The organism is Chitinophaga sp. 9-1-y (assembly GCF_059511905.2).
Genome location: NZ_CM197955.1, coordinates 5,303,696 through 5,329,767 on the forward strand (window position 1 = coordinate 5,303,696; position 26,072 = coordinate 5,329,767).

Consider the following 26,072-nt stretch of genomic DNA (forward strand, 5'->3'; position numbering starts at 1 on the left):
TCAGGATAGCTTATTAGCGGCAGTATTATTTTTTCGGTAGATGACAATCAATATAATACCACCAATTACCAGGAGCGTAGAAATAATTTCTGCCTGGGTAGGGTGAAAACCGAAGATATCGTAACGGGTGTCGACTCTTATCTTCTCTATAAAAAATCTTTCAATACCATTTAATATAAGGTATATACCAAATATAACACCAGGTATAGTCACCTTTTTACGAATGGCCCAAAGCACCAGGAACAGCGCCAGGCAAACAATGATCTCATATAACGGTGTAGGATATACGGCAATAGGTAATACTTTACAATAAGGGCCATCACAGCCAGCCAGCTGCACGCCTTCTTTAATAACGTTGTGCGGATATCCGTATGCAAAAAGCCAGTCGGGTACAAAGCCCAGCGCAGCAGGCTTTTCAAAGGACGCATGCGGAATGTGATCCTGGGGACCGTATTGTTGCTGGAAGAACAGTATATTTTTTTGTACCGCATCATCAAAAGTAGCAGGAGCCATTTTCACAGTATGACCGGTGTTGGTATCAATACCATAAGCACTGTTATAGATACCCCAGTCTCCATCTCCGGAGAAATGACAACCCATTCTGCCAATTGCATAGGCCAGCATTAACGCAGGCGCAGCACTATCGATTAATGCACGGATATTAAATTGTTTTTTACGGGCATAGCTGATAATCACAATAGCGGCTACAATGAGTCCTCCATAAAAAGTAAGACCACTGAAAGATAACAATGCTTCTACGGGTGCCTTCACAAAGTCGCCCCAGTTCTCCAGGTTATGGAAAATTTTTGCACCGAGTAAGCCGGCAATCGCCGCCATGACAATAATATCGGGCACACGGTGATGTGGCATTACCATCACTGTTTGCTCCTGGGGTTTAGGCAATGCCTTTTTCTTTTTCGTGTAATATTTATAGGCGGCCATCACAGCGGCTAACAGTATACCGGCCACCAGGCTGCCCTGACCTGAAAATACAAACGACTGCAAATCTGCGGAGGCAGTATCCCATTGAAAGAAGATACCCAATATTTTATATCCGATGATAAATCCTACCACCGCATTACCAATAATTTCTCCCTGCGTAGCAGGCAGGCCTATCACTATTTTCTCAGGAACACCTTTCAGCAAACCTTGTTGCTCATAGCGTTTCAGTTCACGCGTTAAAATATAAGCGCCTGCAAGGAAGGCGATGGCCACAAAAAAGCCAAACGTCTGGAAAATCTTTAAAAATGGAATCTCTAAGCCAAGCAGATCTCTGAACGCGTAATATAAATTAGGATACATAGCCTTAAAAAAAATTGGTGATCTGAACTTTCCTATGAACAAAGCCGAATTTAATCAAAAGGAAAATCAAACCACCAAAGTACGATGCAATTTCGAATTTCTAAATTTGGATTTTAGAAATATGAATTTTTAGCAATATTGTTCAAAAGCGTCCAGCAGGTTCGCAGCAATCATTTGCGCAGAACGGCCTTCAATCATATGACGCTCGATGAAATGTACTAGTTCACCATTTTTAAATAACGCAATCGCCGGAGAAGAAGGAGGATAAGGCAACAGGTGCGTACGGATTTGTTGTACTGCTTCTACGTCAAAACCTGCAAAGCTGGTCGTCAGCCTGTCTGGTTTCTTTTCGCTGTGTGCTACCGCCATTAATACACCCGGACGGGCAGTACCGGCAGAACAGCCACATACCGAATTGATCACCACCAGGGTCGTTCCTTCCTGTTTCAGTGTTTCATCCACGCTACCTGCAGTCAGCAGTTCCTGGAAACCATTATCTGTTAACTCCGCCTTTCTCGGCATTACTAATTCCGCTGGATACATATGTTATAGTTTTTTCTGTTTAATTTTTTACAAAGTTAGTCATATGCAGCCAAAAAGTAAAAAAATGGATGCGCAATTAGACTTTTTGACATAACAACTACAATGCAAATGACATAGTGTCATAATCTGTAACCTTTTTACTAACAAAATAGCAGTTTTTGTGACATGGTATCCCATTTGATCTGTACCCGGTATCAAACAAAAATTGATTTCACACTAAAAAAATTTATAGAAACTATGACACACATTAAATTTAACCACAGCCCGCTTCCCAAATCATTTGGTGGAATTGTAGAAGACATTTTGAACGGAGGATTAAATAAATATGTAAAAGACGATTTTCTGACCAACGATTATTTTACCACGCATCCTCCGGTAAACATCGTTGAAACGCCGGAATCTTTTGTGCTGGACTTGGTAGCACCAGGCTTCTCCAAAGAAGATTTCAAGATCAGCGCCGATGAAAAAGCCATCACCATCAGTGCAGAAAGAAAAGCAGAAACTAAAAACGAAAGCGACAAGCAAGTACGTCGTGAATTCAGCTTCAAATCTTTCAAGCGCTCTTTCACGATCAGTGAATTGGTAGATGCCGGCAAGATCAATGCAAAATATGATAATGGTATCCTGAAAGTAACCCTTGGTAAAAAGGAAAACAAACAGGATGCTCCTAAAGAAATAGTAGTGGAATAAGGGAAGCAAAAGCTGGCAGCTAACAGCCGCCAACTTTAAAGGGAAAGCAACCCCGCCTTGGCGGGGTTGTTCTTTTTATGCCGTACTCATCCGTTATGCGGTATTTTTTTGCTGAAAACTAATAGCTAAATGCTATTAGCTGTGTATAATTCACACAAACGTTGAATTCCCGGTACTTTATTATATAATAATTTGCCTCTCTAAGCGCGCAACCATGGCAAAGCTCTTCCGACAAGGCTGGTTATTTATAAAAAGTATTTACCTGAACACCGAGAAAAGGGTGATTGGGCAAGTGATCCTTCACACGGAAAACACTTACGAGCAGGCAAAAATCAAACTCATCTTTGACTACGCCTTTTTTTACATTGTTATGTTGATGACCATTCTCTTCATCAATATGCTGAGTCAAAACATCGTCAACATGCTGCTCATTCCCCTGATGATCTGCTGCCTGATATTATGTCTTTGCCTACTGAGAAAGGGGATGCCGGCCAAAAAAGTAGGGCTGTTCACTTCCTTCATTACCTTATGTATTCCCATCATTTCCTCGCTGCTGAATAACCAGGACCTCAGTCCAAAGTATACCATGATATGGGTGATGAGTATTTTACTTTGCTATATTACGGTGAATTTAACCCTGGCACTCACCTGGAGCCTGATTCTCTGTAGCTACCTGGTAGCCATCGCCTGGATAAAGCTCAATAATATATCCATATACGTTAGTCCGGGATATTCTTCCGCCTTTCAATACCTCGCCAATCCATTAATTGTAGGTATGTACCTGCTGTTCCTCATCAGGGCACTGGGACAGTATTACCGCAACATTATATCCATGGAGCAGAAGCGAACTGCCGAAAAGCAGCAACAGCACCTCTCCCTGATCAACCAACACCTGACCAAACAATTCCTGCTGGTGAAAGGATTTTCCCGCTCCGGCAAATCTGCCTTCATAAAAGGAGAACTCGAATTACTGGAAGTATGCTTTACAGAAATTGAAAAGCAATGTGGTACAGCCATTGACTACCTCAACGACTCTAAAGAAGCCTAGAACTACACATCTGTGTTATACAACAAAGCAATCATATTATCATTTTACATACTTTATTGATAAGTAAATATTACCATTTGTATCGTTTTCGGTCAATATGATAATATATTGTTGCTAATGCAAGTATTTCCATTAAAACAAGATTAGAAAAAATTACAACTTTCGGGGCTTATCAGTGGCAAAGGAGAAGTATATCTTTGCAGCATTCAATATTCATCTCCTATTTTCCTTATGCCGGTGAATATCATCTAACCTATGCCATGATAGGGCTTTCACTAAAATGAAAGCCTTTTTTTTATACTGAGAGAAAAAAATGAAAAAAAATAAGCCCCCCGAATAATCGGGGGGCTTTCAGTAGGATTACTAACCCATTTTTTTAATAACCCAAAATCTTTAACATGCTCTGGGAAGTCTGCTCCTTCGCATACAACCAATCTTTCAGCTGACCGTTTTTGTCGTACCCCACAATCACATGCTTAGGTGAAGGAATGAGACAGTGCTTAATACCGCCATATCCGCTAAGCTGATCCTGGTAGGCGCCTGTATGGAAAAATCCAATATACAGCGGCTCGCCTGATGCCTGTTGCTTAGGCAGAAATACCGCATTTATATGTTCCTCAGATGTGTAAAAATCGTATCCATCGCAGGTAAGTCCACCGAGATGTACCTCCTGGTATTCCTGGTCCCATTTATTAATAGGCAACATCAGGAACTTCTCACCAATGCCCCAGGTATCCGGTAAAGTGGTAATGAAAGAGCTATCAATCATATACCAGGATTCCCTGTCGTTCTGCATTTTCTCACCTACCACGCTATAAATAACGGCACCACTCTCTCCCACAGTAAAGGAACCAAACTCTGTGTAAATGTTAGGTACGGGTACCTTGTTCTTTTTACACATGCTTTTGATATTGGCTACAATTTCATTCACAATGTAATTATAGTCGTAATCGAAACCTAAAGAGTGTTTAATCGGGAAACCACCACCAACGTTGATGCTATCCAGCTCCGGACAGATCTTCTTCAGTTGGCAGTAGAGATTCATTACACGGTTAAACTGGCTCCAGTAGTAGATATCGTCCTTGATCCCTTTATTCATAAAGAAGTGCAGCATTTTCAGCTCAAACTTCTCATTGCCTTTCAGTTTATCCACATAATACTCCAGGATATCGCGCGGAGGAATACCTAAACGGGAGGTATAGAAATCAAAACTTGGCTCCTCTTCCGCTGCTACGCGCAGCCCCAGCTTCACTTTGTCTTTCGTTCTAACATTCCGTTTGTAGTCTTCCAGCTCCTCTTTATTATCCAGAACAGGTATTACATTCTTAAATCCACTGTTGATTAATCGTGCAATAGCCCTGGTATAGGCTTTGGTCTTAAAACCATTACAAATCACGAAGGTATCCTTGTTGATCTTTTTCCGCTCGTACAGCTTATTGACGATGTCAATATCATAAGCAAAAGAAGTTTCAATGTGCACCCCATGCTTCAGCGTTTCTTCCATTATAAAGGAGAAATGCGAGCTTTTAGTACAATAACAATAGAAATACTCTCCATCGTACCTGTTCTTTTTGATAGCATCATGGAACATTTTCTTTGCTTTATTGATCTGCATCCCGATTTTAGGAAGGTAGGTCAACTTAAACGGTGTTCCATACTTGTCAATCAAAGCCTTAATGTCCAAACCATTAAACTCCAGGTAGTTGTCTTTTACTTCAAAGCCCTCCTGGGGAAATTCAAAGGTCTGTTTAACGAGGTCTGTGTAGGTGTTGTTCATTTAGTACTACAAATGAATTTTAGGAATTAGTAATAGAAAAAAAAACAGGATAACATTCCTTTTTTCCCTCACTGGGAAACTCCTGGTTTACACACCTACGTCAGTTCGAACCCCAGCAAAATAGGTTGCAAATCTAAATATTTTGTTGATTGCCACCTCAATTTTTTTCGGGAGGTATTGCTTAAAACAGCACAATTACCCCGGCAAATATACAAACAATTACAAGTCAGCTAGTTAAATAATATTGTTCCCTATTTATTTAACCTTGTTTGATGACTTCCAGCGCCTGTTTCCCTTCGCAAAAAAGCAGGTCCAGCACGCTCAACCCAGGAATAAACCCGGTGCGGTCCTGGAATACCTGGGTGTATTCGGGTTCGCCGGTGGTTTCCGCTCCCGGCAAAATACTTTCCCTGGCATCTGTTACGCCCACTACTTCTTTCTGATAACTTTCTGTAAAAAAAACCGGTACATTAATGCCGAGCTTGCTATTGGCCCATTCAAAACAAGCGAGGTTCCAGTCCAGTAAAAAGGTAAATGGCTGCTCATACAATTCCTGTAACTCGGCTTCATAATATTCAAACCAGGGAGAGCGACGATAAGCAGACACCAGCGTTTTCCAATGCAAACCCTGCCATTTCTCCTCATTGCTGATCCGGACATCCTTCATCACCGTCCGCTGATTCTTGCCTCTCGATAAAGGCACGCTTAAAATCATCCTGCCATTTGGCCCCGCTACATAACAACGGTTCCTGTAACTGAGCTTTTGATAGTGCTCATATTTCTCTATCTGTAATATGTCGTGTTTAACTAAAGCTTTATATGCATCAATTGGTGGAAAATATTGAGATTCAATCAATAATACCTTCTCTCCTGCATTCTCTGTCATAATGTCAAAATTTTATAGCCCGGTGTGCGAAAATGGTTTATCTCACCTGACAATCACTTATACATAAATACTTAACAATTAACTTTAAGTGAATGATTAACAGCTCATAGAAATATTAATCATATGCTAAAATAATTAGCACGCCATTACTTTCGTCAAAAGTTACCGAAATGCAAAAATACTAAAGAAATTAGTTGCTTTTTTGTTCATTTTTAGCGAACAGAGGAGGAAATGTGAAGATAAGCTATTTTTTTAAAACACCTTTTTATTTATATGTGTTTAATATTTTATTCTTCTACCCGCCTTTTATCACTCCGTTAAAAGTTTCCCAATTCAATTTCTCTTTTTTGATAACTAAAACCTTTGCAGTAGGTTTGACATAAATTAAAATACCTGGTCGGCCGATGAAATTTTTGCGCATCATAATAGTTGTTTTTGCCATTTGGGGAGTAGCAAGCTCTTGCGAAAAAACGAAAGATTTACAGTTTGTAAGAGTAGCCGGTATTGATTTGGCAGAGCTTGGTATGAGCAAAAGTATTGTACGGATGACCCTGGCATATTACAATCCCAATAATTTCCGTCTCCAGTTAAAAGATGCCAACTTCGATTTATTTATTGACGATACCGAAGTCGGCCATTCAATGCAGGATACTACCATCGCTATCCCCGCCAGGGATACTTTTTACTTTCCGGTAAAATTGGAGGTAAATATGGGCAATGTCTTCAAAAATGCCCTCAGCGCATTTTCCAATAAAGAGGTGACCATCAAAGCTACAGGGAATTGTAAAGTAGGTAAAGGCGGCATTTTCCTACCCTTCCCTATTAAATGCGAAACCAAACAAGCCTTAAACTTCTTCTGATAATAAAGCCATTATTTCCAGGATATGGTTACTTTCCGCTGCATTTCTAAGCGGCGACAATCCTATTCCCTTTCTTACCTGGTTCAGATCTTCCAGCAAATGGCCGGTTAATGTGTGATGCTGCCCCGCCACCCACCAGGCCAACGCTGTTTTAAGTGCCGTAGCCTTCACCCGGAGCGTATGGGGACTATACCTTCCCGGATGAAGATGTATGTAACATTCCTTATCTGCTGCCAGCCGTAATATCCATTTGGAAGTATCAGACAGCACCACCGTGGCATAGTGATTCCTTTGTGCCAGGTAAGCTTCATAATCAGGGCGGCTAATTACGCCAGCAGCTTTCAACTGCCCCCTTACCTCCCCGAAAATAGCTTCCGGGGCAAGATGCCCTACATACATATCCATTTGCGACCCACCCAGGGCCAGCAAATGAACAAACAAATCAGTGGGCTGATAATGGGAAAATGCCTGCCGAAGCGCAGTAAGATGATGTTTCAGCGGATTGAACAGAATGGGAATAACAGTAGCTTTTAAGATGATATATTGTCAGGGGCTGCTACAAATAAAATTGCCTTTAGCCGTTATTTACCGTTTTCACGCTAAATCAAAGACTAAAGGCAATGACGATATTAGTTTTTCTTCTCCTTGGCCATGCCACCACCATCTTCCGGCTTCTTGCAGCAGGTTGGCAGTTTTGCATAAGATTCAGGATTAGCAGTCACGTTATCTGCATCGTATCCCGCATTGGCAATACCAGTTTTGATATTCTCCACATTGGTACGATCAGTAAAATATTTTACCGTAGTGATGTGCTTTTTAAAATCAACTTTCGTAGATTGAATACCTTCTTCCTGCAACATATATCTTTCAATACGGTTCTTGCAGGACTCGCATTGTACGGTAGGTGTATTGATTTTTACCGTTTCAATAGCCTTTTGCTTCTGCTGCGCCATTGCCATACCTACACTGGCCACCAGGAACAACATTACTAATTTTAGGATACGCATAGTTATAATATTAATACCCGAATATACAAAAAATATGATATACAATTAACTACTTGCCCCATTGATCCGGCGCACTTCTCCAGGCTTGTAAAGTGGCGATTTCATCAGCAGAAACAATTCCTTTCTCTTCTGCCAGGGCAATCATTGCGCTGTAATTGCTGAGAGAATGGAAAGGTACACCCGCTGCTTCAAAAGCTTTCACCGCTACATCAAAGCCATAGTTGAAGATGGACACCATACCAACTACTTCTCCACCTGCAGCACGAATGGCTTGTACCGCTTCCAGGCTGCTTTTACCCGTAGAAATCAGGTCTTCTACCACAACCACCGGCTGACCTGGTTGCAACACCCCTTCTATTTGGTTACCCATACCATGTTCTTTAGGCTTGGATCTCACATAAATAAAAGGCAGTTTCAACTGATCCGCTACCAGTGCACCATGAGGAATACCTGCGGTAGCTACACCGGCAATCACTGCTGCATCCGGGAAAGTTTCGAATACCAGGTTGCACAATTCAGATTTAATGTAATCGCGTACATATGGAAAAGATAAAATTTTCCTGTTATCGCAATATATCGGTGATTTCCAGCCGGAAGCCCATGTAAAAGGCTGTGCAGGGCTTAACTTTACGGCCTGCACCTGCAGTAACTTTTCTGCAACTTGTTTTTCGCTTACTTTACTCATACAATCGCCAAAGATAAAGAATTACGAATTACGAATTACGAATTACGGATTTGTGAGAAGATATTAGCGAATACAATTATTCTCGTTTATCTTCTCACAAATCCGTAATTCGTAATTCGTAATTCGTAATTCTCTAAATTTGCGGCATGCAAGCAACTATTACGATCTACCTCAACGAACGACCACTCCTATTGAGTGCCGATACTGACACGATTCCAGCACACTTTACAAAAGTGAAAGTATACGACAATCCCAATCCCGAAAAAATGGAAAGTGTATTACAGAAACTGGAAGATGGTAAAAAAGAAGCAGCCGTTTTTATTGCCCCGGATGTAAAGCAACTCTTCAAAAAGGTATCCCTGCACTTTACCACGCTGGTAGCGGCCGGTGGCCTCGTTACCAATCCTGCCGGAGAGGTATTGATGATGTTCCGCAGAGGTAAATGGGATTTGCCAAAGGGTAAACAGGATCCGGGAGAAGACCTTGAAACCTGCGCACTCCGTGAAGTAGCTGAAGAAACAGGCCTGCACAACGTTTCATTGGAAAATAAAATCATTGAAACCTACCACTACTATCCCATGAAAAATAAAAAGGTGTTAAAACATACCCATTGGTACCGTATGCAGTTTACCGGCACTGAATTAACGGTACCACAAATAGAAGAAGATATACAGGATGTGCAATGGGTGAAGCCGGAGCATGTAGACAAATACCTGAAATTCTCCTACGAGAATATACGGGAAGTATTCAGGGCTTCCGACCTGTAAGTTGTTGCAGGAGATTTAATGCTGCCAACGCCGCATTAAATCTCCTGTCCATATCAGCGTTTAGCCAGGATAGCCACGGTGAGCCGGCTTACGCATGCCAGTTTATGCTGGTCGTCTGTGATGCGAATATCCCAAACATGACTGTTGGCGCCAATATGCAAAGGTCTGGCACAGGCATGAACATAACCACTCCTTACCCCTCTGACATGATTGGCATTTATCTCCATTCCTACACAAATCTGTTTTTCGGGGTCAATAATTAACCCTGAGGCCATACTGCCCACTGTTTCTGCCAGGGCGGCAGAAGCACCGCCATGTAATAACCCATACGGCTGTACGGTTCTGTGATCTACCGGCATCATCATTTTAAGATAATCCGGCCCTATTTCAGTGAACTCCATTCCCAAATACGCCGCCATGGTTGCATCGCCCATTTCGTTCAGCTGGTCCAATGAAATTTGGGTAGAATGCCAGATCGTTTTCATATCAGTTTACTTTAAAAAAATTATTGCTTAATGCGCTTTATCCCTTCTACTACTTCCTTTGGCAGAAAAGACGTTACGTCTCCCCCATAACGGTAAATATCTCTCACCAAGGTGGAAGCGATACTTGAATACTGTAATGCGGTGCTTAAAAAAATGGTTTCAATACCAGGTGCCAGTGTCCGGTTTACATCGGCAATAGCTTTCTCATATTCAAAGTCACCGATGTTGCGAATGCCGCGTAAAATAAAACGGGCATCTATCTTCTTACAAAAATCTATCGTAAGCCCCGAGTAGGAAGTAACCTCCACGCGGGTATCATCTTTATAAATTTCCCGGATCCACGCCATCCGTTCTTCCAATGCAAACATAGGCGTTTTGCTACTGTTAACACCGATGCCCACCACCAGGCGGTCAAACAAATCGAGCCCACGGTTAATTACATCCGTATGGCCCAATGTAATGGGATCGAATGTGCCCGGGAATAAACAAGTCCTCATGATGTATAAATTACTGTCAGCGTTTCAAAGCTTCGCGGTTAATAAAAATAGAGAAAACCGTAGCGCCATAATTTCTTTCAGACCGATAATAAGAATAGTCCTGGAACTTCCCGTGTTGGGTATGCTCCACTACGAGCCAACCTTCCGGATGCAGCAGTTCTTTTTCAAACACCAGTAGTGGCAGCTGGTCCAGGTTTTCCATCATATATGGCGGATCGGCAAAAATCAGATCAAATTTCTCTGTGCAATGCTCCAGGTACTTGAAAACGTCCATTTTTACCGTTTTCAGGGTGGTAATTCCTAAACCCAGGGCAGTTTTACTAATAAAAGCCGCCATGGCAGGGTCTTTTTCCACGATGGTCATGTCCGTTGCGCCCCTGGAAGCCAGTTCATAACTGATGCTACCGGTACCTCCAAAAATATCCAGTGTTTTTAAAGATGGAATATCGAGATTGTTCTCTATAATATTAAACAACCCTCCCTTTGCCAGATCAGTAGTAGGGCGGGTATGCGGCATTTTTGCAGGTGGTTGTATCTTTCTTCCTCCACTAGCTCCTCCGATTATACGCATAACGCTAACGCATATAAATTATGAAAATAATAACCCGGTATTTCCTGCATTTTAGTAATGTAGTTGAAACCCGGTAGTCGTTGCATCCATTCCAGGTGCGGAATGAATTTGTACATTTCCTGGTATACGCCCGCATCTGTGGCTACGATTCCGCCCAGCTTTACTTTGGCTGTTTGCTCATCCAGTCCCAGCTGACGCAGTATATTCACAACGCCGTACACCACATCCAACCCGGTCTGGTAATCCGCTTCCTGTTGTATCAGCAGTTTCCCGCCGGCATATACCGTCACTGTAAAGGTATGTTGTTCCACCTCCACAAAGGCCACTCCGTTAGCAGCCTGAAAGTCGAAGTCCATTGGATAGGACTGCAACAGGGCTGAATTAGCGTGAATAACCAAATCAGTAGAAAACTCTTTCCGCAAAAATCCGAGCAGGTCTTTATCTACGCTGTATATATTAACCATGGGTAATCCGGGCAGTAAATCCGACAGAATCGCTTCCTGTACCTTCTCGGGCATAGCCAGGTGCAGGTAGTCTTTTTTCATGGAAGGCATATAGTACATATGCGGCACCAATACACCGTTACCGGTGTTAAAGGCCAGCAGGATGGATTTGAATGCAGTAAACAGCAGTTTGTCGGTATCAAATACCTGTTCTATCATTTCCAGGTCGGCCAGCGCCATCTTCCGGGGCGTAAAATGATAAGACTTCAATGCCAGAAACTTCCTGGCTGCCGGATCGTATACCACATAACTAAAGGTGCCACTACCTACCAGTACCAATAAATAACAGGCGGTGAGATCAGTTTCCAGCAGTGTTTCATCGTCTACTGTAAATGCAGGATGGATGTTATAAGCCACGGGCATATGTTACCTTTCAAATGAATTACAATAATAACCAATTTAGTTAATTGGTGAGGGCGTTTTGTTGTTTTATATAAGGTAGATGATCAACATATAGCCATATCTTTGTTTTTACACCCTCAATTCAGCAAAAGATTCATGCAACTGGAAGCTACTACGCGGCAGATTATAAAAATCGCAGGACCTATATGCCTGGCCCTTATTATCCCGCAAATCAATCATATTACCAATACGGCCTTCCTGGGCCGCCTGGGAGAATTTGAGCTGGCAGCCAACGGTATTGCTGGTATTTATTACCTGGTAATGTATATGATCGCCTATGGCCTCAACAATGGGATGCAGGTATTGATTGCCCGCCGGGCAGGACAAGGCCAGTATGCCGGGATCGGGCAGCTTTTTTCCAATGGCCTGCAGGTGGGCATTTGCTTCTCCCTATTGGCTATTTTACTGACGTTGCTGGCAGCGCCCTGGTTCTTTTCCAAAAGCCTGCATGACCACCATATATATACGGCCGCTGTTTCGTTTATACGTATCCGTATCTGGGGGCTTCCTTTCCTGATGGTGCTGAATATGGCCAATGCGTTTTATATTGGTAGTGGTCATTCCAAAGTATTGATTATCACTTCCCTGTTCCAGGAACTGGTCAACATCTTCTTTGATTATACCCTCATATTTGGTAAACTGGGCTTTGTGGCCATGGGATTGAATGGTGCGGCCACCGCTTCTATCATCGCAGAGATGACAGGCTTTGGGGTGGCTTTCAGCATTTTGTTCATCCAACGTTATCATGTGAAATACAGCTTGTTCCGTTATCTCCGTTTGAACTGGGGTATTGTCAGGAATATCCTGAATGTATCAGCGCCTTTGATTGTACAATTTCTTTTCAGCATTGGCAGCTGGTTTGTTTTCTTCATTTTCATTGAACACCTGGGAGAGCGCCCGCTGGCGGTGTCTAATATGTTACGCAGCATTTTTGGGTTCTTCGGCATATTCACCTGGGCGTTAGCAGCAGCCTGCAATACGATGGTAAGTAATATTATTGGTCAGGGGCGACCGGAGCTGGTATTCACTGCAATCCGGAAGATTGTGATTCTCAGCCTGGCTTGTGCGGCAACGGTGTGTATACTGGTAAACCTGTTTCCTTATACGTTACTGCATATTTATACCACCAATGCAGACCTAATTGCAGCCGCTATTCCTTCTATACGCATTATTACCCTGAGTACTATTCTGATGGCAGTAGCAGCGGTAGTCATGAGTGGGGTAATAGGTACCGGCAACACCCGTATTAACCTGATAACGGAAATTGCCGCCGTTATTGGCTACCTGCTGTATTGTGATATTGTGATTGAAAGAATGCGCAGTGAGTTACAATGGGCCTGGGGAGCAGACTTCATTTACTGGATCATCATCTTCGGCATCAGCTATTGGTATTTGCGCAGCGGCAAATGGAAAGGCAAAGAAATATAGAAAAGCTGAAAGCATAAAGCTAAAAGCGCAAAGCCATTATCGCGAGTAACCTAACGGCTATAAGCTAATAGCTAACGGCTATTGCAAATCGTCCAGCATCTTTTTGCAATCCATTTTGGTAGTGGCGTCGTCATAAACAACATTGCGGAGGGTGAGTGCTTTCTTCAGTACTTCGATGGCTTTGTCTTGCTGATCATTTTCTTTGTAGGCGCGGGCCAGCTCATAATAGTTGAGCAGGAAACCGGGATCCAGCTGCCGGCATTTCTCATAATTGTTGATGGCATTTTGCAGGGATCCATCGGGCAGGCCACCAAACAACATTTTAGCGGCGCCTCTTTCAAAGGCGTTCAGGTTGGCCACTTCAAAGTTCCATTTACCGAGTACATGATAGGCTTGTGCCAGGGAAGGATTGAATTTAATAGCCAGTTCTGCATATTTTTTAACGTCTTTGGAGGCGGCTACTTTATCTTTTGCACCGGAGATAAGGGCCATACGTCCCATGGCAATGGCCATAGATAAGTTAGCGTCCGGGTTATTTGGATTTACTTTCAGGGCCTGCTGCGCGTAGCTTTTGGCCATATTGAAGTAGTTAACTTTATCGTCTTTGCTTTTTTGTCTGTTACCTATACGGGAGCATAACTGGCTGGCCTGATTCAATGCATCCAGTTCTGTAGGTTGTATTTTAAGGATGTCTTTATCTTTTTCGAATGCTTCGCTTTCCTTCATTTGTTTTTCCAGCTGCCTGGCTTCTTCCACCATTTCACTGACACTCTGCGCCTTTACCCATAGGGCTGCAGATAACAAAAAGCAAACTGCCATGATCCGTTTCAACATAGGACAGGTTTTACAGCGTGAAAATTTTATTGATTAACTACCTGGTATAAATTTACGGAAATTACAAATGAGAAACATCACGCATATACCAAAAAAAGCGGGTTAGTAATCTTTCTCCAGTGAAACGAGGGAGTTGCGGATACTGGCTCCCATAGGCGGGTTCATTTTACGAAGCGTAACGATACTATGTTGAATAGCGGGATAGCGTTGTTTCAGTGCTCCGGATAATGCATACACGACTTCTTCCAGTAAGGGTTTCGGAGTGGCCATGATGGTGGCAGCAATCTCATAAATACCCTGATAGTTCACGGTTTCAGACAAATCGTCAATTACAACGGTGCCGGGTATACGAACGGCAATGTCTAATACGAAGTGATTACCAATAATGGTTTCTTCCGGATATAAACCATGATAGGCATAGAAAGTAGCCTGTTCGAGGGCAATAGTAAGCATAAGAGAGGAATTGATAATTACGAATTACAAATTACGAATTACGATTTTGTGAGAAGATATAAGCGGAAGTAATATTCGCGTTTACCATCTCTCCACAAATCCGTAATTCGCAATTTGTAATTCATAATTCTTCTATTATTGGTGGTGTTCTTTTGCAGATAAATATCTTTCTGCATCCAGAGCGGCCATACATCCGCTACCAGCAGCAGTTACTGCCTGACGATATATTTTATCCTGTACATCGCCGCAGGCAAATACGCCTTCTACGGTAGTACGGCTGGAGCCAGGTACAGTTACGATATAGTCCTGCTCATCCAGTTCCAGGTAATCTTTGAAGATAGCTGAATTAGGCTGGTGGCCGATGGCTACGAAGAATGCGCTTACCGGCACATCTTTCTTATCTTTTGTTTTATTATTGTAGATGCGGATACCTTCTACTTTCTTATCTCCCAATACTTCATCTGTTTCTGAGTTCCAGTAAACGATGATGTTAGAAGTTTTCAGTACGCGGTCCTGCATTACTTTGGAAGCGCGCATTTCATCGCGGCGTACCAGCATATGCACGGTGCTGCACATTTTAGAGAGGTAGAGGGCTTCTTCAGCGGCGGTATCACCGGCGCCTACGATGGCCACTTCCTTACCACGGAAGAAGAATCCGTCACAAACGGCGCAGGCAGAAACACCGCTACCATTCAGACGTTGTTCAGAAGGAATGCCCAGCCATTTGGCGGAAGCACCTGTAGCGATGATGATGGCATCGGCAGTAATTTCCTTCTCTTCATCAATGATTACTTTATAGGGTTGTTTGCTGAAATCCACGGATGTAGCCATACCGTAGCGGATATCAGCCCCCATGCGGGTAGCTTGTTTTTCGAAATCCACCATCATTTCAGGACCTTGAATACCTTCCGGATAACCAGGATAGTTTTCAACTTCTGTGGTGATGGTTAATTGTCCGCCGGGTTGAATACCCTGGTATAATACTGGTTTAAGGTTGGCTCTCGCGGCATAAATAGCAGCGGTATAACCGGCAGGTCCGGAACCGATGATCAGTAAATGCACATGCTCTTGTTGCTTGTTTTCCATACTTTTTGCTGTATAATTACTTGCTAATAATAATTGATTTATAGGTTACTGCATAACCTCCCCAGTAGCCCAATGCACCGGGAATATTGCCCAGTATTTTTGTAGGTGATGAGAAAGGATTACCGTTACTGTTATATGCAAAGTCGAGTGTTCGCCAGAAATCCCAGGTAGCTTTGTCAATATTACAAAACTTCATGGTTACGGTATCACCCAGGTTGAAGAATGCATAGTTTGTCACATCAAGTTTCTCATTCTTATTCACCCCTGCGTCCACAGGAATTTCAAATGTTGTGCCGTTCACCAGTTGGTCATCTATGACAGACGTGAGCCCTGGTAGAAACGGCTCTTTATTACGCCGGGTAAAGTACCGGCCATAATTGCCAAATTCAGGTGAATCCGTTATCCGTACCCATAAGCGGCCTTTTGCACTGTCGTTTTCCAGCACTACCAGGTTCCACCAGATAGAGTCCAGTTTCATGCCCCGGGAGGGTATGGTTGTCACGGATTCATATGCCTTATTGTCAGCCTGAATGCGTAAGGTATAAGTCCCTGCCAATTTTCCGGTGAAGTTATCACTGGCTAGCCTGTTATCTGGTTTGTAAATAAAGAACTTTGTGTTACCTGAGTCTACTGCCTGTTCGTACAGGGTCATTGTTTTACTGCCGTCTGAAACGGTGACCAATGCGTTATGTACAAAGGCGTTCAGTAAAGTAGCAGGCGCTATTTTTGAAAAAAAATTCAGGCTATGGGTAAGCACCACTTCCGGGTATCTGCCATTCTCGAATTTGCCTTCCACTACCAGTTGTGGCTCCTGCACAGGCAGGTTCACGGTAATATCTTTTTCACAGGCGGAAAAGATAAGTACAACCGGTATAAGGAAGAGCGTATAGCGCATAGCTGCAAAAATAAGGGGTGTCAACTAAATAAGAACACCGGCCATGTATTTACAAGGCCGGTGTTCTTATAGAATAAAGAGGATTAGTAGATTTATCCAAAAGGTCATTTCTGTTATTTAAGCAGATAAATATCAAAATAACCAACGGAGTAAAAGAATTTATCCCAGGTAAGATTTCAATGCGCCACTATAGCGGGCTTTCTGCAGCCTTTTGATAGCACGTTCTTTAATCTGCCTGATTCTTTCTTTAGTCAGATCATATTTCTGACCGATTTGTTCGATTGTTGCGCCGTTTTCACCATCCAGACCAAAATAAGCATTCACAATTTCCGCCTCCCGAGGACTCAGGGATTTCAATACCCTGCGTATTTCTTCACGGAGAGAATCTCTCATAACATCGTCATCAGTAATATCTCCACCTTCCAGCAAGTCGCCCATCGCTACGTCTTCTGCCTCGTGCACAGGTGCATCCAATGACATGTGGCGGGTATTGCTCTGGAAGATATTGTTTATTTCTGATTCAGACATTTCCAGGATTTCTGCGAGTTCCTCGGTAGAAGGTTCACGCTCGTTTTCCTGCTCAAATGCCATATAAGCTTTGTTAGCCTTATTATAAGTGCCAATTTTATTTTGCGGCAGACGAACAAGACGACCTTGTTCCGCTAACGCCTGCAGGATGGATTGGCGAATCCACCAAACTGCATAGGAAATAAATTTGAAACCTTTCGTTTCATCGAAACGTTGTGCCGCTTTGATCAAGCCAAGATTACCTTCATTAATAAGGTCACTGAGGCTGAGCCCCTGATGTTGATACTGCTTTGCAACAGAAACAACGAAACGTAAGTTTCCTGTAGTCAATCTTTCAAGAGCCTTTTGATCGCCCATTTTAATGCGCTGCGCCAAAACGGTCTCCTCCTCGGGTGTTAACAAAGGGATCTTCGAGATTTCCTGCAGGTACTTTTCTACCGCCTGCGAATCACGATTGGTGATCTGGGTGGCAATTTTAAGTTGCCTCATATGAAAAATTGTATTGGTTTATAAATAAAATAACAGCGGAAGAAATTTTTTGTTCGAATTTTTAAAATTATTAACTTACAAAGTTTCCCGCGCATTATTCGTTTGTTCAAAAATAAGTCTGCAAAGATCGTGCTAACCAATCACTCTACCAAATCCTTCTTATATTTGTCAGCCATATAACAAAGTACAGTTTTATAACGGAATTTTATAGTGCTTTAGTCCTCTAAAAGCGATGGTTTATACAAATTTTAACAATTGATAAAGAATCATATTTAAATTAACATCTTAACTAATTTAATTGTTAAGCCGTTGCAAATTTTTCAATAAAATGATTGACTTTAGAAGCGACACTTTTACACGTCCCGGCCCTGGCATGTTACAGGCCATGTTGCAGGCAGAAACCGGTGATGACGTTTTCGGTGAAGACCCCAGCATCAATAAACTGGAAGCCATGATGGCAGCTTATTTTGGCAAAGAGGCAGCCTTGTACTGCCCTTCCGGCACAATGAGTAACCAAATTGCCATTAAAGTACATACGTTGCCGGGTGACGAAGTGGTTTGCAGTAATCTTGCACATGTATACATTTATGAAGGCGGCGGCATCGCTTTTAATTCCGGCGCACAGGTACACCCTGTTATTGGCGACCGTGGCATGATCCGCGCGGCACAGGTGGAAGCAGCCATCAACCCGGATGATGTCCATAAAGCGCGCACCAGCCTGGTTTGCCTGGAGAATACTTCTAACCGCGGTGGTGGCTGTTGCTACGACTGGGAAGAAATGGTGAAGATCGGCGATGTTTGTAAACAACACGGCCTGGCACTGCACCTGGATGGCGCCCGTCTCTTCAATGCACTCGTAGCCACCGGCCAGGATCCCAAAACATACGGCCAACTGTTTGACAGTATTTCCGTTTGCCTCAACAAAGGCATGGGATGTCCCATGGGCTCTGTATTGATGGGCAGCGAAGCCTTTATCAAATCGGCCAGACGTATCCGCAAAAAGTTCGGTGGCGGCTTAAGACAAGCCGGCTACATGGCAGCTACCGGCATTTATGCCATGGAAAATAATATCGCCCGGCTGGCAGAAGACCACCTGCACGCCAAGCAACTGGCACAGGCGCTACTGGAGAAATCTTTCGTAGGACATATGCTGCCCGTAGAAACCAATATCCTCATTTTTGAAGTAACCGGCGACTGGACACCCCAGTTGTTCGCTGATTACCTGAAGAAAAAAGGCATCCTGGTGATGGCCATCTCCCCTACACAAGTCAGAATAGTTACCCACCTGGACGTAACAGCAGACATGATAGCTACCACCTGCGATATTATTGCAGCAATGGCGTAAGCAGCTGGTCCTAGCTATTAGCTATTAGCAGTTAGCCGCCTATGGCCAGCCGTTAATCGCTAATAGCTAATGGCCAATACCTAATAGCTAACGACTTAGTCCTTCAGATTATAGTATTTCGCTACTGCATTGTAATCGCTCAGATCAACACCACTGCTGGCCCTGGCTGCGGCGGTTCCCGGAATTATCACATACTTGTAATCATAAGCAGGAATGGTCATTGTTGCTACGCTCGGAACGGCCTGCGTAGGTGCGCTATCCGTTTGCACGATCATATAATAGATCCTGAGTTTTCCTGCCTCATAATTGTATTTAATGGAGGTAATATACCCTGTATTAAATCCACGGATATCGTACGGCAAAGGCGACCACACCGTATTGGTACTGTTCAAACCCACCGGCGTTTTCAAATATACCAACACCGTACCTGTAGTAAATATGTCAGCTGTGATAGCCGGCAACATTTTAGTAGAAGTCCTGGCAGTAATCCCCAGTGCACTGCCTGCTCCGGTTGATATAGTCCAGTAGTCCAGGATATAATCGGCATTAGCCAGTGAGAAGGTTCCTGAAATGGCGCCCGGTCCCCTGGGACCTGTTGGTCCTGCCGGACCTTGTGCACCAGTTGCCCCGGCTGGGCCGGTATCGCCTTTCTTTGAACAGGCAGACATCAGGAATAAGCTGGCAATCAACAATACAGTTAACAATACATTGGGGGACGGGGATTTTCCGATAAAAAAGTTTCTCATAATACTTTGGGTGTTAATTTATCGGACAAAATAAGCTGCCGGCCTGCAGGAAGCTGTCTAAAATCGTAGGCGGCCACAAATAATTATTATTCGGCATATTTCCACGGATAATTGTATCGAACCGCTGTATGATTACTATTATTGTCCTTTAAATTTCCATCTCTCCCTAATCTCCGTTATTTTTGCAACCTTATATTATGAATAGCATGGAACTTTCGAAAAATTACCTGCCTGGAATGGTAGAGGAAAAATGGTACCAACAATGGATGGACAAAGGCTATTTCCGCTCTAAGCCGGATGGCCGTCAACCTTTTACTGTCGTCATCCCCCCGCCTAATGTCACCGGGGTCTTACACCTTGGCCATACCCTCAATGAAACCGTACAGGACATCCTGGTGCGCCGTGCCCGTATGAGTGGGTTCAACGCCTGCTGGGTACCCGGTTCCGACCACGCTTCCATAGCTACTGAGGCGAAAGTGGTAAATATGCTCAAGCAGGAAAAAGGGATTGAAAAATCCCAGCTTACCCGCGAAGAGTTCCTGAAATATGCTTTTGAGTGGAAAGATAAATACGGTGATATCATCTACCACCAGATAAAAAAACTCGGCTGCAGCTGCGACTGGGACCGGGTTACCTTTACTATGGATGATCATTACTACAAAGCGGTTATCACCGTTTTCGTTGACCTGTATAAAAAAGGTGTGATCTATCGCGGCGCCCGCATGATTAACTGGGATCCCAAAGCTAAAACAGCTTTGAGTGACGAGGAAGTAGAATACAAAGATCTGCAGGGCAAGCTGTATCACGTTAAATACGCCATCACAGATGCCGCAGGCGCACCTACCGGCGAATTTATTACCATCGCTACCCAGCGTCCTGAAACAATCATGGGTGATACCGCCATCTGCGTAAACCCCGATGACGAACGGTATGCACACCTGAAAGGCCATTTCGCAACGGTGCCACTGGTAAACCGTCGTGTACCCATTATTTTTGATACCTACGTAGATAAAGAATTTGGTACCGGTGCGCTGAAAGTAACGCCGGCACACGATATCAACGACTATAACCTCGGTTTAAAACATAACCTGGAAATAGTAGACACCCTGAACGATGACGGTACGCTGAGTGCCGCCGCTGTTGTATTTGTTGGAGAAGACCGCTTCGTAGCACGCAAAAAAGTAGTAGCCGCTCTCGCAGAAGAAGGCTTACTGATAAAAGAACAGGAATATACTACCCGCCTCGGTTACAGCCAACGTAACCCAGACACTATAGTAGAACCACGCATCTCTACCCAATGGTTTGTAAAAATGGCGGAAATGGCCAAACCCGCACTGGATGCGGTAGTAAACGGTGATGTAAAAATACATCCCGGCGACCGTTTCCTCGCTACCTACAAATACTGGATGGAGAATGTAAAAGACTGGTGTATCTCCCGCCAACTCTGGTGGGGACAACAAATACCTGCCTGGTATGCACCAGACGGTACCTTTGAAGTAGCTGCCACCGCCGCTGAAGCGGTACAGCAATTTGCTGCCCGTAACATCACCATTACCGCCGCCGAACTGAAACAGGATGAGGATTGCCTCGACACCTGGTTTAGCTCCTGGTTATGGCCAATGGAGGTGTTCAATGGCATCTCCCAGCCAGACAATGAAGATATCAACTACTACTACCCTACTTCCGTACTGGTAACAGGACAGGATATCATTTTCTTCTGGGTAGCCCGTATGATCATGGCCGGCCTGGAATTCAAAGCCGTGAAGCCATTCAACGATGTATACTTCACCGGGATGGTACGCGACAAGCAAGGACGTAAAATGAGTAAGCAGCTGGGTAACTCACCTGACCTGCTGGAACTCATTCACGCCTTTGGCGCTGATGCCGTGCGTTTTGGTATCATGATCTCGTCACCTGCCGGTAACGACTTACTCTACGATGATGCCAGCTGCGAACAGGGACGTAACTTCTGTAATAAAATATGGAATGCCCTGAAGCTGGTGAAAATGTGGGAACAACGCCAGGAAGATGACAGCGCAGCTGAAGCGGCTCCCCATCACTTCGCGGTGAAATGGTTTGAGAGCAGGCTGAATGAAGTACAGGCTGAAGTTGCTGCGCTGCACAAAGATTTCCGTCTCAGTGAGGGTTTGAAAGCAATTTACAGTCTTGTATGGGATGATTTCTGTAGCTGGTTCCTCGAATGGGCGAAACCTGGTTTTGAGCAACCAATTCCTGCATCTGTATATCGTAAAACCGTATACTTCTTTGAACAACTGATGCAGTTGTTACATCCATACATGCCGTTTATCACAGAAGAAATCTATCAGCAACTGACGGAACGTTCCGCTGATGATTCCCTGATGATCAAGCAATTCGCTACACCTGGTGCGCCAGTACATGCCACACTGCTGGAAGGTGCCCTGGCTAAAGAAGTGATCACCAGCATCCGCGATGCACGTAATAAAAACCAGATTAAGCCCAAAGAGCCTATCGTACTGCACATAGAAACCAAACACGACAACACTTTCAAACAAATTGAAAGCATGCTCGCTAAACAGGTGAATGCATCTGCCATCCACTATGTACAGGAACCGGTAGCTGGTTGTATTACAGTCGTTATTGCAAAAGATAAATTCTATCTCGGTACAGAAACCGAACTGGATACTGCCACGCAGAAAGCTACCCTGCTGAAAGACCTGGAATACCTGAAAGGATTCCTGGTATCTGTTGAGAAGAAGCTCTCCAACGAAGGATTTATACAAAAAGCAAAACCTGAAGCGGTAGAAGCTGAACGCAAGAAAAAAGCAGATGCCGAAGCTAAAATTTCGGTGATAGCGGAAAGTTTAAAGTCCTTATAATTTTTATGATCGCCCGGTCGTTACTATACCGGGCGATTTTTTTATATCCCCGTACTATCATGCATAAACACCTGTTACTTAGTTTTCTTTTAGCCAGCGCTACTTCACCAGTATGGGCGCAGACGCATAAAAAGCCGGCAGCCACTGCGCCCGCAGCGGTTACCAATAAACGTCCGCTAAAACTGCGTAGTACCTGGGGCATCTACCTGAGTGACACCTTACCCAAAACAGAAGTGATCAAACTGCTGGACTCCGCACTGGTGGTACGCGACGAAAAGAATATCAAATACCCTGTATTGTCCTTTGCTTTCACTTATGAAAAGCATGAACCTTACCTAAACGATACTACCGGCCAACCTGGCATCTATAAAGACTTTACAGGCGACAACTTCAAAACAGGCTCTCTCTCCCCTTTATGGAGCAAAGGCCTGAAGGAAACACTGCAAACCGGTGATATACTGTACTTCGATGAAATTATCATCAAGTATGCACCAGATAAGCTCTACAGAGCACCTTCTCTTAAAATCAATGTAAAATAATCTAGTTGTTAAATAACTGTTGAATAGGGATAATAAAGTCCACGCGATTTTGCGCGTTGTCTACCGGATCTGTGTCTAACAAGTGGCTAAACCGCACGCCGAAAGTAAACGGTATGGCATTTCCTATGCGCGTATCCAGGAATAACTCCGCACCAGTAGAGGCATAGCGGGTGTTGATCTCCTGGTTTGTCTGCACAAAATTAGTCATACTGTAATCATAGAACAGGTTAGCCCTGATCCGGCTGAAGTAAAGCAATTGTGCAAAGCCCCAGTCGGGGTAAGCCAATGGCAGATGGTAATTAGCACCCAGCTTGTATATGCGGGTATAGAAAGGCGTATTATACCCTCTCGCATATACGAAGTTATCAGAGAAAGTATAATTGAAGGACTTGTCGCGTTGCTGATAGGCCGCCTGTAATACCAGGTTATGATTTTGCCATAAACCCGGCAGGTATTGGTCGAAGCGCATATACAGTTGTTCTGCAAATAACCCGTTGACAGAAGTGTTGTACTGAACAGCCAGGTATTGTCCGAAATGGGTAAATATATTTTGTGTGCCCTTGAGACGTTGATTGCTAAATATAAACGTGTTGCTGAGGAACTGGATATCATTGCCTTTGTACTTGCTGTCCAGGTACCGGTGGCGGATGTTATAATTACTACCTAGCACCAGGCTGCGGCTATACATCCCCGCCGAAAGATTGAGCGGAACAGAGGCGCCAATATGCGCTGTGGCTTCATTCCAGTATACCCGTTGCCTGGCCTGGTTGAGGCCATTGCGGTTAATGGCATAATCCGCGCCTACATTCAATACAGGGAACCAGCCACCAAAAGTAAACCCGGCAGAAAAGTCGGAGTACTCTTCATTGCGATTGTACGTATAGCCGATACTGGTAGATGTAGTACTCAATATATTTTCACCTACCACGGAAATACCAAATTCCGGATCATTGAAAGAAGGTACCCAGCTATGGAAATTGAAGGGGTGTGATAGTTGCGGATATTTCTTTACTGGCAGAGAATCTTGTGGCACAATATCCAGGATATTCCCCCCCTCTTTAAAATCGGGCCGTAACCAGGCGCTGTGGCCATCTTCACTGACAGGCACTTCTTTCCAGGAAGACGCGCGCAATGCGGCATGATAGAGTTTATACCCTTTTACGGTAAATTCACTGAAAATCAAGCTGTCTTTTTGCGGATCCAGTGCCATGTGCATAGCACTGTTACCTCTGTCTGTCACTTCGAATGTTTTTTTATTGGCTAACGTGATCGCGTATACGTTATTTACATCTTTGTGACCGCTGGTAAAATAAACAGTATCGCCACTTACAACGGGTATACCGATCACTGTGTAGCTGAAAGGTGTGAGTGTAGTGGTTTCCCCGGTGGCGAGCGATTGTTGTACCAGGGCCATTTCTCCTTTTTGATTACGTACAGCGCTGATTACCGCCTGATCATCGGTGGTAAAACGAGGATAGGTATAGTACCAGTTGTTGGGATTCGGCAATTCCTTTTCTATTGCGCCGGTTTGGGCATTCATCAGTTGCAGGTGATAAGCCATTGCAGGCGTGGTAGCTACAGCAATTACCTGCTGACCATTTGCACTGATATCAGGAGAGAAGAATTTGCCTTTGGCAGAAATTGTTTTCGTACGGCCGGTAGCGTTATCCCATATGCGGATAACGGAAAAGTCTTTCCAACTCCAACGGGCATCAAACCGGGCTGCGGCCCATACAATACGACCATTACGATAGCTGAAGAAGTCGTCGTATACGATGCCGGGCCGTACCAGCAGTTTTTCTTCGCCGGCGGCGTTCAGGCGGTATATGCCAGGCACTTTGTTCCAGGCGTCTTTGAGTATAATCCATTCCTTATTGCCGGCATTGTAAATATATTTATAGTCAGTAACAGGCCGGTCCAGGGGCAGCACGGCCGCTGCCGGTGTAGTATCCGGGCGGGCTGCATAGCTATTCCATAGTGGCTGATATTCTGCCAGCATAGCATGATAAAAACCGGTGATGTTCTTGCCTGTTTTCTTTTTCAGGCTATGTGACATCGGGTAGAAAAGTCCGCGGAAGCGTACCGCATCTGTGGTAACGCCTTTCCAGAAGGCTTCTCCGTAGTGGTTGCGTCCATAGGTGGCCATCAGGTATCCCAGGGGATAATGATCGGGCACATAGTCTACATAAGAACCATTACGGATTTTCATATAGGTGTATTGTTTACCTGCCAGGGAGAGTCCGCGGAAGCCATCGAAGAAACCCGGGAGTCTGCCTCTGCCCTGTGGGGTTAAAGCGGTTTCCATTACTACGGCGTCTCCCTCCCAAAACCAGTTAGGTACGGCTATATTGGTGATGGCAGCTTGTCCGAGCTGGCCACCGAGAATAGAAAATACTTTAGATAATCCCTGCCGGAAATTCATGTTTTGTAATACGTGCCTGTATTCATGTACCGACAGTTGTTCTATCCAGTTGAGTGAGCCCAGATCCAGTGAATTGGGGGAAGGGGTCAGGTAAAATTCAGAGCGAAAAGGTCCCAGTTGTACGTATCCATTGGATTGCATGGTTTGGTTCTGCAACACAATACTTATTTTTTTTTCCAATGGACCAATAGAAGTGCGGGTATAGCGATTCAGGTAATGCGTAATGTTGGCTACGCGTTCGCCGGGTCTGGTCATTCCTTTGGGAAAAATGACTCTCACGGTATCCGTATTTATCTGTTGCCATTTCAGCGACGGCGGGTTACCTCCGAATTGCTGTGCTGATAAAGAAAAGGAAAAGATCAGTAAAGTAATGGCCAGGACAAAGCGCATAAAACAATTACGAATTAAAAATGACGGATATGAGCG

Annotated in this window: 26 protein-coding genes; 8 read left to right on the plus strand and 18 right to left on the minus strand. The window is 44.0% G+C overall.

Annotated elements, in window-relative coordinates; translation table 11 throughout:
- Both AC5ZC7_RS20940 and AC5ZC7_RS20945 read right to left on the minus strand, forming a co-directional pair.
- The gene (locus AC5ZC7_RS20940; RefSeq protein ID WP_496156942.1) at positions 1 to 1,302 is read right to left on the minus strand and encodes a prolipoprotein diacylglyceryl transferase family protein; all 1,302 of its coding nucleotides are present in this window, start codon (positions 1,300 to 1,302) and stop codon (positions 1 to 3) included.
- A gap of 129 nt (positions 1,303 to 1,431) precedes the next feature.
- Entirely contained in the window at positions 1,432 to 1,845 is a 414-nt protein-coding gene (locus AC5ZC7_RS20945; protein ID WP_291918592.1) for a BrxA/BrxB family bacilliredoxin, read from the minus strand.
- Between the two features lie 237 nt (positions 1,846 to 2,082).
- Here AC5ZC7_RS20945 and AC5ZC7_RS20950 point away from each other — a divergent pair, with 237 nt between their 5' ends.
- On the plus strand, positions 2,083 to 2,535 hold the full coding sequence (locus AC5ZC7_RS20950) for an Hsp20 family protein (RefSeq protein WP_496156941.1): 453 nt from the start codon (positions 2,083 to 2,085) through the stop codon (positions 2,533 to 2,535).
- Positions 2,536 to 2,749: 214 nt separating this feature from the next.
- Complete coding sequence (locus tag AC5ZC7_RS20955; RefSeq protein ID WP_496156940.1) at positions 2,750 to 3,583, plus strand: hypothetical protein; 834 nt, start codon at positions 2,750 to 2,752, stop codon at positions 3,581 to 3,583.
- Positions 3,584 to 3,959: 376 nt separating this feature from the next.
- Here the strand turns inward: AC5ZC7_RS20955 and AC5ZC7_RS20960 are convergent, their stop codons facing one another.
- Entirely contained in the window at positions 3,960 to 5,360 is a 1,401-nt protein-coding gene (locus tag AC5ZC7_RS20960) for a type III PLP-dependent enzyme domain-containing protein (RefSeq protein ID WP_496156939.1), read from the minus strand.
- 259 nt (positions 5,361 to 5,619) lie between these two features.
- On the minus strand, positions 5,620 to 6,246 hold the full coding sequence (locus AC5ZC7_RS20965; protein ID WP_496156938.1) for a WbqC family protein: 627 nt from the start codon (positions 6,244 to 6,246) through the stop codon (positions 5,620 to 5,622).
- Positions 6,247 to 6,650: 404 nt separating this feature from the next.
- On the opposite strand from AC5ZC7_RS20965, the gene AC5ZC7_RS20970 reads away from it, so the two are divergent.
- Complete coding sequence (locus AC5ZC7_RS20970) at positions 6,651 to 7,106, plus strand: LEA type 2 family protein (RefSeq protein WP_496156937.1); 456 nt, start codon at positions 6,651 to 6,653, stop codon at positions 7,104 to 7,106.
- Here the strand turns inward: AC5ZC7_RS20970 and AC5ZC7_RS20975 are convergent.
- From AC5ZC7_RS20975 to pyrE, 3 genes are all read right to left on the minus strand, one after another.
- Positions 7,092 to 7,547, minus strand: coding sequence for a hypothetical protein (locus tag AC5ZC7_RS20975; protein ID WP_496156936.1), 456 nt, complete (start codon positions 7,545 to 7,547; stop codon positions 7,092 to 7,094). The genes AC5ZC7_RS20970 and AC5ZC7_RS20975 overlap by 15 nt on opposite strands.
- Positions 7,548 to 7,735: 188 nt before the next feature.
- The gene (locus AC5ZC7_RS20980; protein WP_496156935.1) at positions 7,736 to 8,113 is read right to left on the minus strand and encodes a cation transporter; all 378 of its coding nucleotides are present in this window, start codon (positions 8,111 to 8,113) and stop codon (positions 7,736 to 7,738) included.
- 49 nt (positions 8,114 to 8,162) lie between these two features.
- A complete protein-coding gene (pyrE, locus tag AC5ZC7_RS20985) occupies positions 8,163 to 8,798 on the minus strand; it encodes an orotate phosphoribosyltransferase (RefSeq protein ID WP_496156934.1) in 636 nt (211 codons plus the stop codon).
- Between the two features lie 146 nt (positions 8,799 to 8,944).
- Here pyrE and AC5ZC7_RS20990 point away from each other — a divergent pair, with 146 nt between their 5' ends.
- On the plus strand, positions 8,945 to 9,565 hold the full coding sequence (locus AC5ZC7_RS20990) for an NUDIX domain-containing protein (RefSeq protein ID WP_496156933.1): 621 nt from the start codon (positions 8,945 to 8,947) through the stop codon (positions 9,563 to 9,565).
- A gap of 53 nt (positions 9,566 to 9,618) precedes the next feature.
- Here AC5ZC7_RS20990 and AC5ZC7_RS20995 read toward each other — a convergent pair whose 3' ends face one another.
- The 4 genes from AC5ZC7_RS20995 to AC5ZC7_RS21010 are packed head-to-tail and all read right to left on the minus strand — an operon-like array spanning position 9,619 to position 11,978.
- A complete protein-coding gene (locus AC5ZC7_RS20995) occupies positions 9,619 to 10,050 on the minus strand; it encodes a hotdog fold thioesterase (RefSeq protein WP_496156932.1) in 432 nt (143 codons plus the stop codon).
- 20 nt (positions 10,051 to 10,070) lie between these two features.
- Complete coding sequence (gene coaD / locus AC5ZC7_RS21000) at positions 10,071 to 10,547, minus strand: pantetheine-phosphate adenylyltransferase (protein ID WP_496156931.1); 477 nt, start codon at positions 10,545 to 10,547, stop codon at positions 10,071 to 10,073.
- 16 nt (positions 10,548 to 10,563) lie between these two features.
- Positions 10,564 to 11,118, minus strand: coding sequence for an RsmD family RNA methyltransferase (locus AC5ZC7_RS21005; RefSeq protein WP_496156930.1), 555 nt, complete (start codon positions 11,116 to 11,118; stop codon positions 10,564 to 10,566).
- Complete coding sequence (locus tag AC5ZC7_RS21010; protein ID WP_496156929.1) at positions 11,109 to 11,978, minus strand: DUF3822 family protein; 870 nt, start codon at positions 11,976 to 11,978, stop codon at positions 11,109 to 11,111. The genes AC5ZC7_RS21005 and AC5ZC7_RS21010 overlap by 10 nt, the downstream gene beginning before the upstream one ends.
- Positions 11,979 to 12,119: 141 nt before the next feature.
- Here AC5ZC7_RS21010 and AC5ZC7_RS21015 point away from each other — a divergent pair, with 141 nt between their 5' ends.
- Positions 12,120 to 13,451 carry an MATE family efflux transporter gene (locus tag AC5ZC7_RS21015; protein WP_496156928.1) on the plus strand — a complete coding sequence of 444 codons (1,332 nt, stop codon included), beginning with the start codon at positions 12,120 to 12,122 and terminating at the stop codon, positions 13,449 to 13,451.
- Between the two features lie 78 nt (positions 13,452 to 13,529).
- On the opposite strand, the gene AC5ZC7_RS21020 is transcribed toward AC5ZC7_RS21015, so the two are convergent.
- From AC5ZC7_RS21020 to AC5ZC7_RS21040, 5 genes are all read right to left on the minus strand, one after another.
- Positions 13,530 to 14,285, minus strand: coding sequence for a tetratricopeptide repeat protein (locus tag AC5ZC7_RS21020; RefSeq protein WP_496156927.1), 756 nt, complete (start codon positions 14,283 to 14,285; stop codon positions 13,530 to 13,532).
- Positions 14,286 to 14,387: 102 nt separating this feature from the next.
- On the minus strand, positions 14,388 to 14,738 hold the full coding sequence (locus AC5ZC7_RS21025) for a dihydroneopterin aldolase (protein WP_496156926.1): 351 nt from the start codon (positions 14,736 to 14,738) through the stop codon (positions 14,388 to 14,390).
- A 135-nt stretch (positions 14,739 to 14,873) separates the two neighbouring features.
- The gene (gene trxB, locus AC5ZC7_RS21030) at positions 14,874 to 15,824 is read right to left on the minus strand and encodes a thioredoxin-disulfide reductase (protein WP_496156925.1); all 951 of its coding nucleotides are present in this window, start codon (positions 15,822 to 15,824) and stop codon (positions 14,874 to 14,876) included.
- A 16-nt stretch (positions 15,825 to 15,840) separates the two neighbouring features.
- Complete coding sequence (locus AC5ZC7_RS21035) at positions 15,841 to 16,719, minus strand: DUF4249 family protein (protein ID WP_496156924.1); 879 nt, start codon at positions 16,717 to 16,719, stop codon at positions 15,841 to 15,843.
- Between the two features lie 159 nt (positions 16,720 to 16,878).
- Positions 16,879 to 17,736, minus strand: coding sequence for a sigma-70 family RNA polymerase sigma factor (locus tag AC5ZC7_RS21040; protein WP_012793808.1), 858 nt, complete (start codon positions 17,734 to 17,736; stop codon positions 16,879 to 16,881).
- A gap of 328 nt (positions 17,737 to 18,064) precedes the next feature.
- Here AC5ZC7_RS21040 and AC5ZC7_RS21045 point away from each other — a divergent pair, with 328 nt between their 5' ends.
- Entirely contained in the window at positions 18,065 to 19,081 is a 1,017-nt protein-coding gene (locus AC5ZC7_RS21045) for a GntG family PLP-dependent aldolase (protein ID WP_496156923.1), read from the plus strand.
- A 95-nt stretch (positions 19,082 to 19,176) separates the two neighbouring features.
- Here the strand turns inward: AC5ZC7_RS21045 and AC5ZC7_RS21050 are convergent, their stop codons facing one another.
- Positions 19,177 to 19,827, minus strand: a complete 651-nt coding sequence (locus tag AC5ZC7_RS21050; protein WP_496156922.1) for a collagen-like triple helix repeat-containing protein — start codon at positions 19,825 to 19,827, stop codon at positions 19,177 to 19,179.
- A gap of 206 nt (positions 19,828 to 20,033) precedes the next feature.
- On the opposite strand from AC5ZC7_RS21050, the gene AC5ZC7_RS21055 reads away from it, so the two are divergent.
- Both AC5ZC7_RS21055 and AC5ZC7_RS21060 read left to right on the plus strand, forming a co-directional pair.
- Positions 20,034 to 22,685: a valine--tRNA ligase gene (locus AC5ZC7_RS21055; protein WP_496156921.1), complete on the plus strand. Its 2,652-nt coding sequence runs from the start codon at positions 20,034 to 20,036 to the stop codon at positions 22,683 to 22,685.
- 59 nt (positions 22,686 to 22,744) lie between these two features.
- Positions 22,745 to 23,224 carry a hypothetical protein gene (locus AC5ZC7_RS21060; RefSeq protein ID WP_496156920.1) on the plus strand — a complete coding sequence of 160 codons (480 nt, stop codon included), beginning with the start codon at positions 22,745 to 22,747 and terminating at the stop codon, positions 23,222 to 23,224.
- A 1-nt stretch (position 23,225) separates the two neighbouring features.
- On the opposite strand, the gene AC5ZC7_RS21065 is transcribed toward AC5ZC7_RS21060, so the two are convergent.
- Positions 23,226 to 26,036, minus strand: a complete 2,811-nt coding sequence (locus AC5ZC7_RS21065; RefSeq protein ID WP_496156919.1) for a BamA/TamA family outer membrane protein — start codon at positions 26,034 to 26,036, stop codon at positions 23,226 to 23,228.
- Positions 26,037 to 26,072 lie beyond the last annotated feature (36 nt).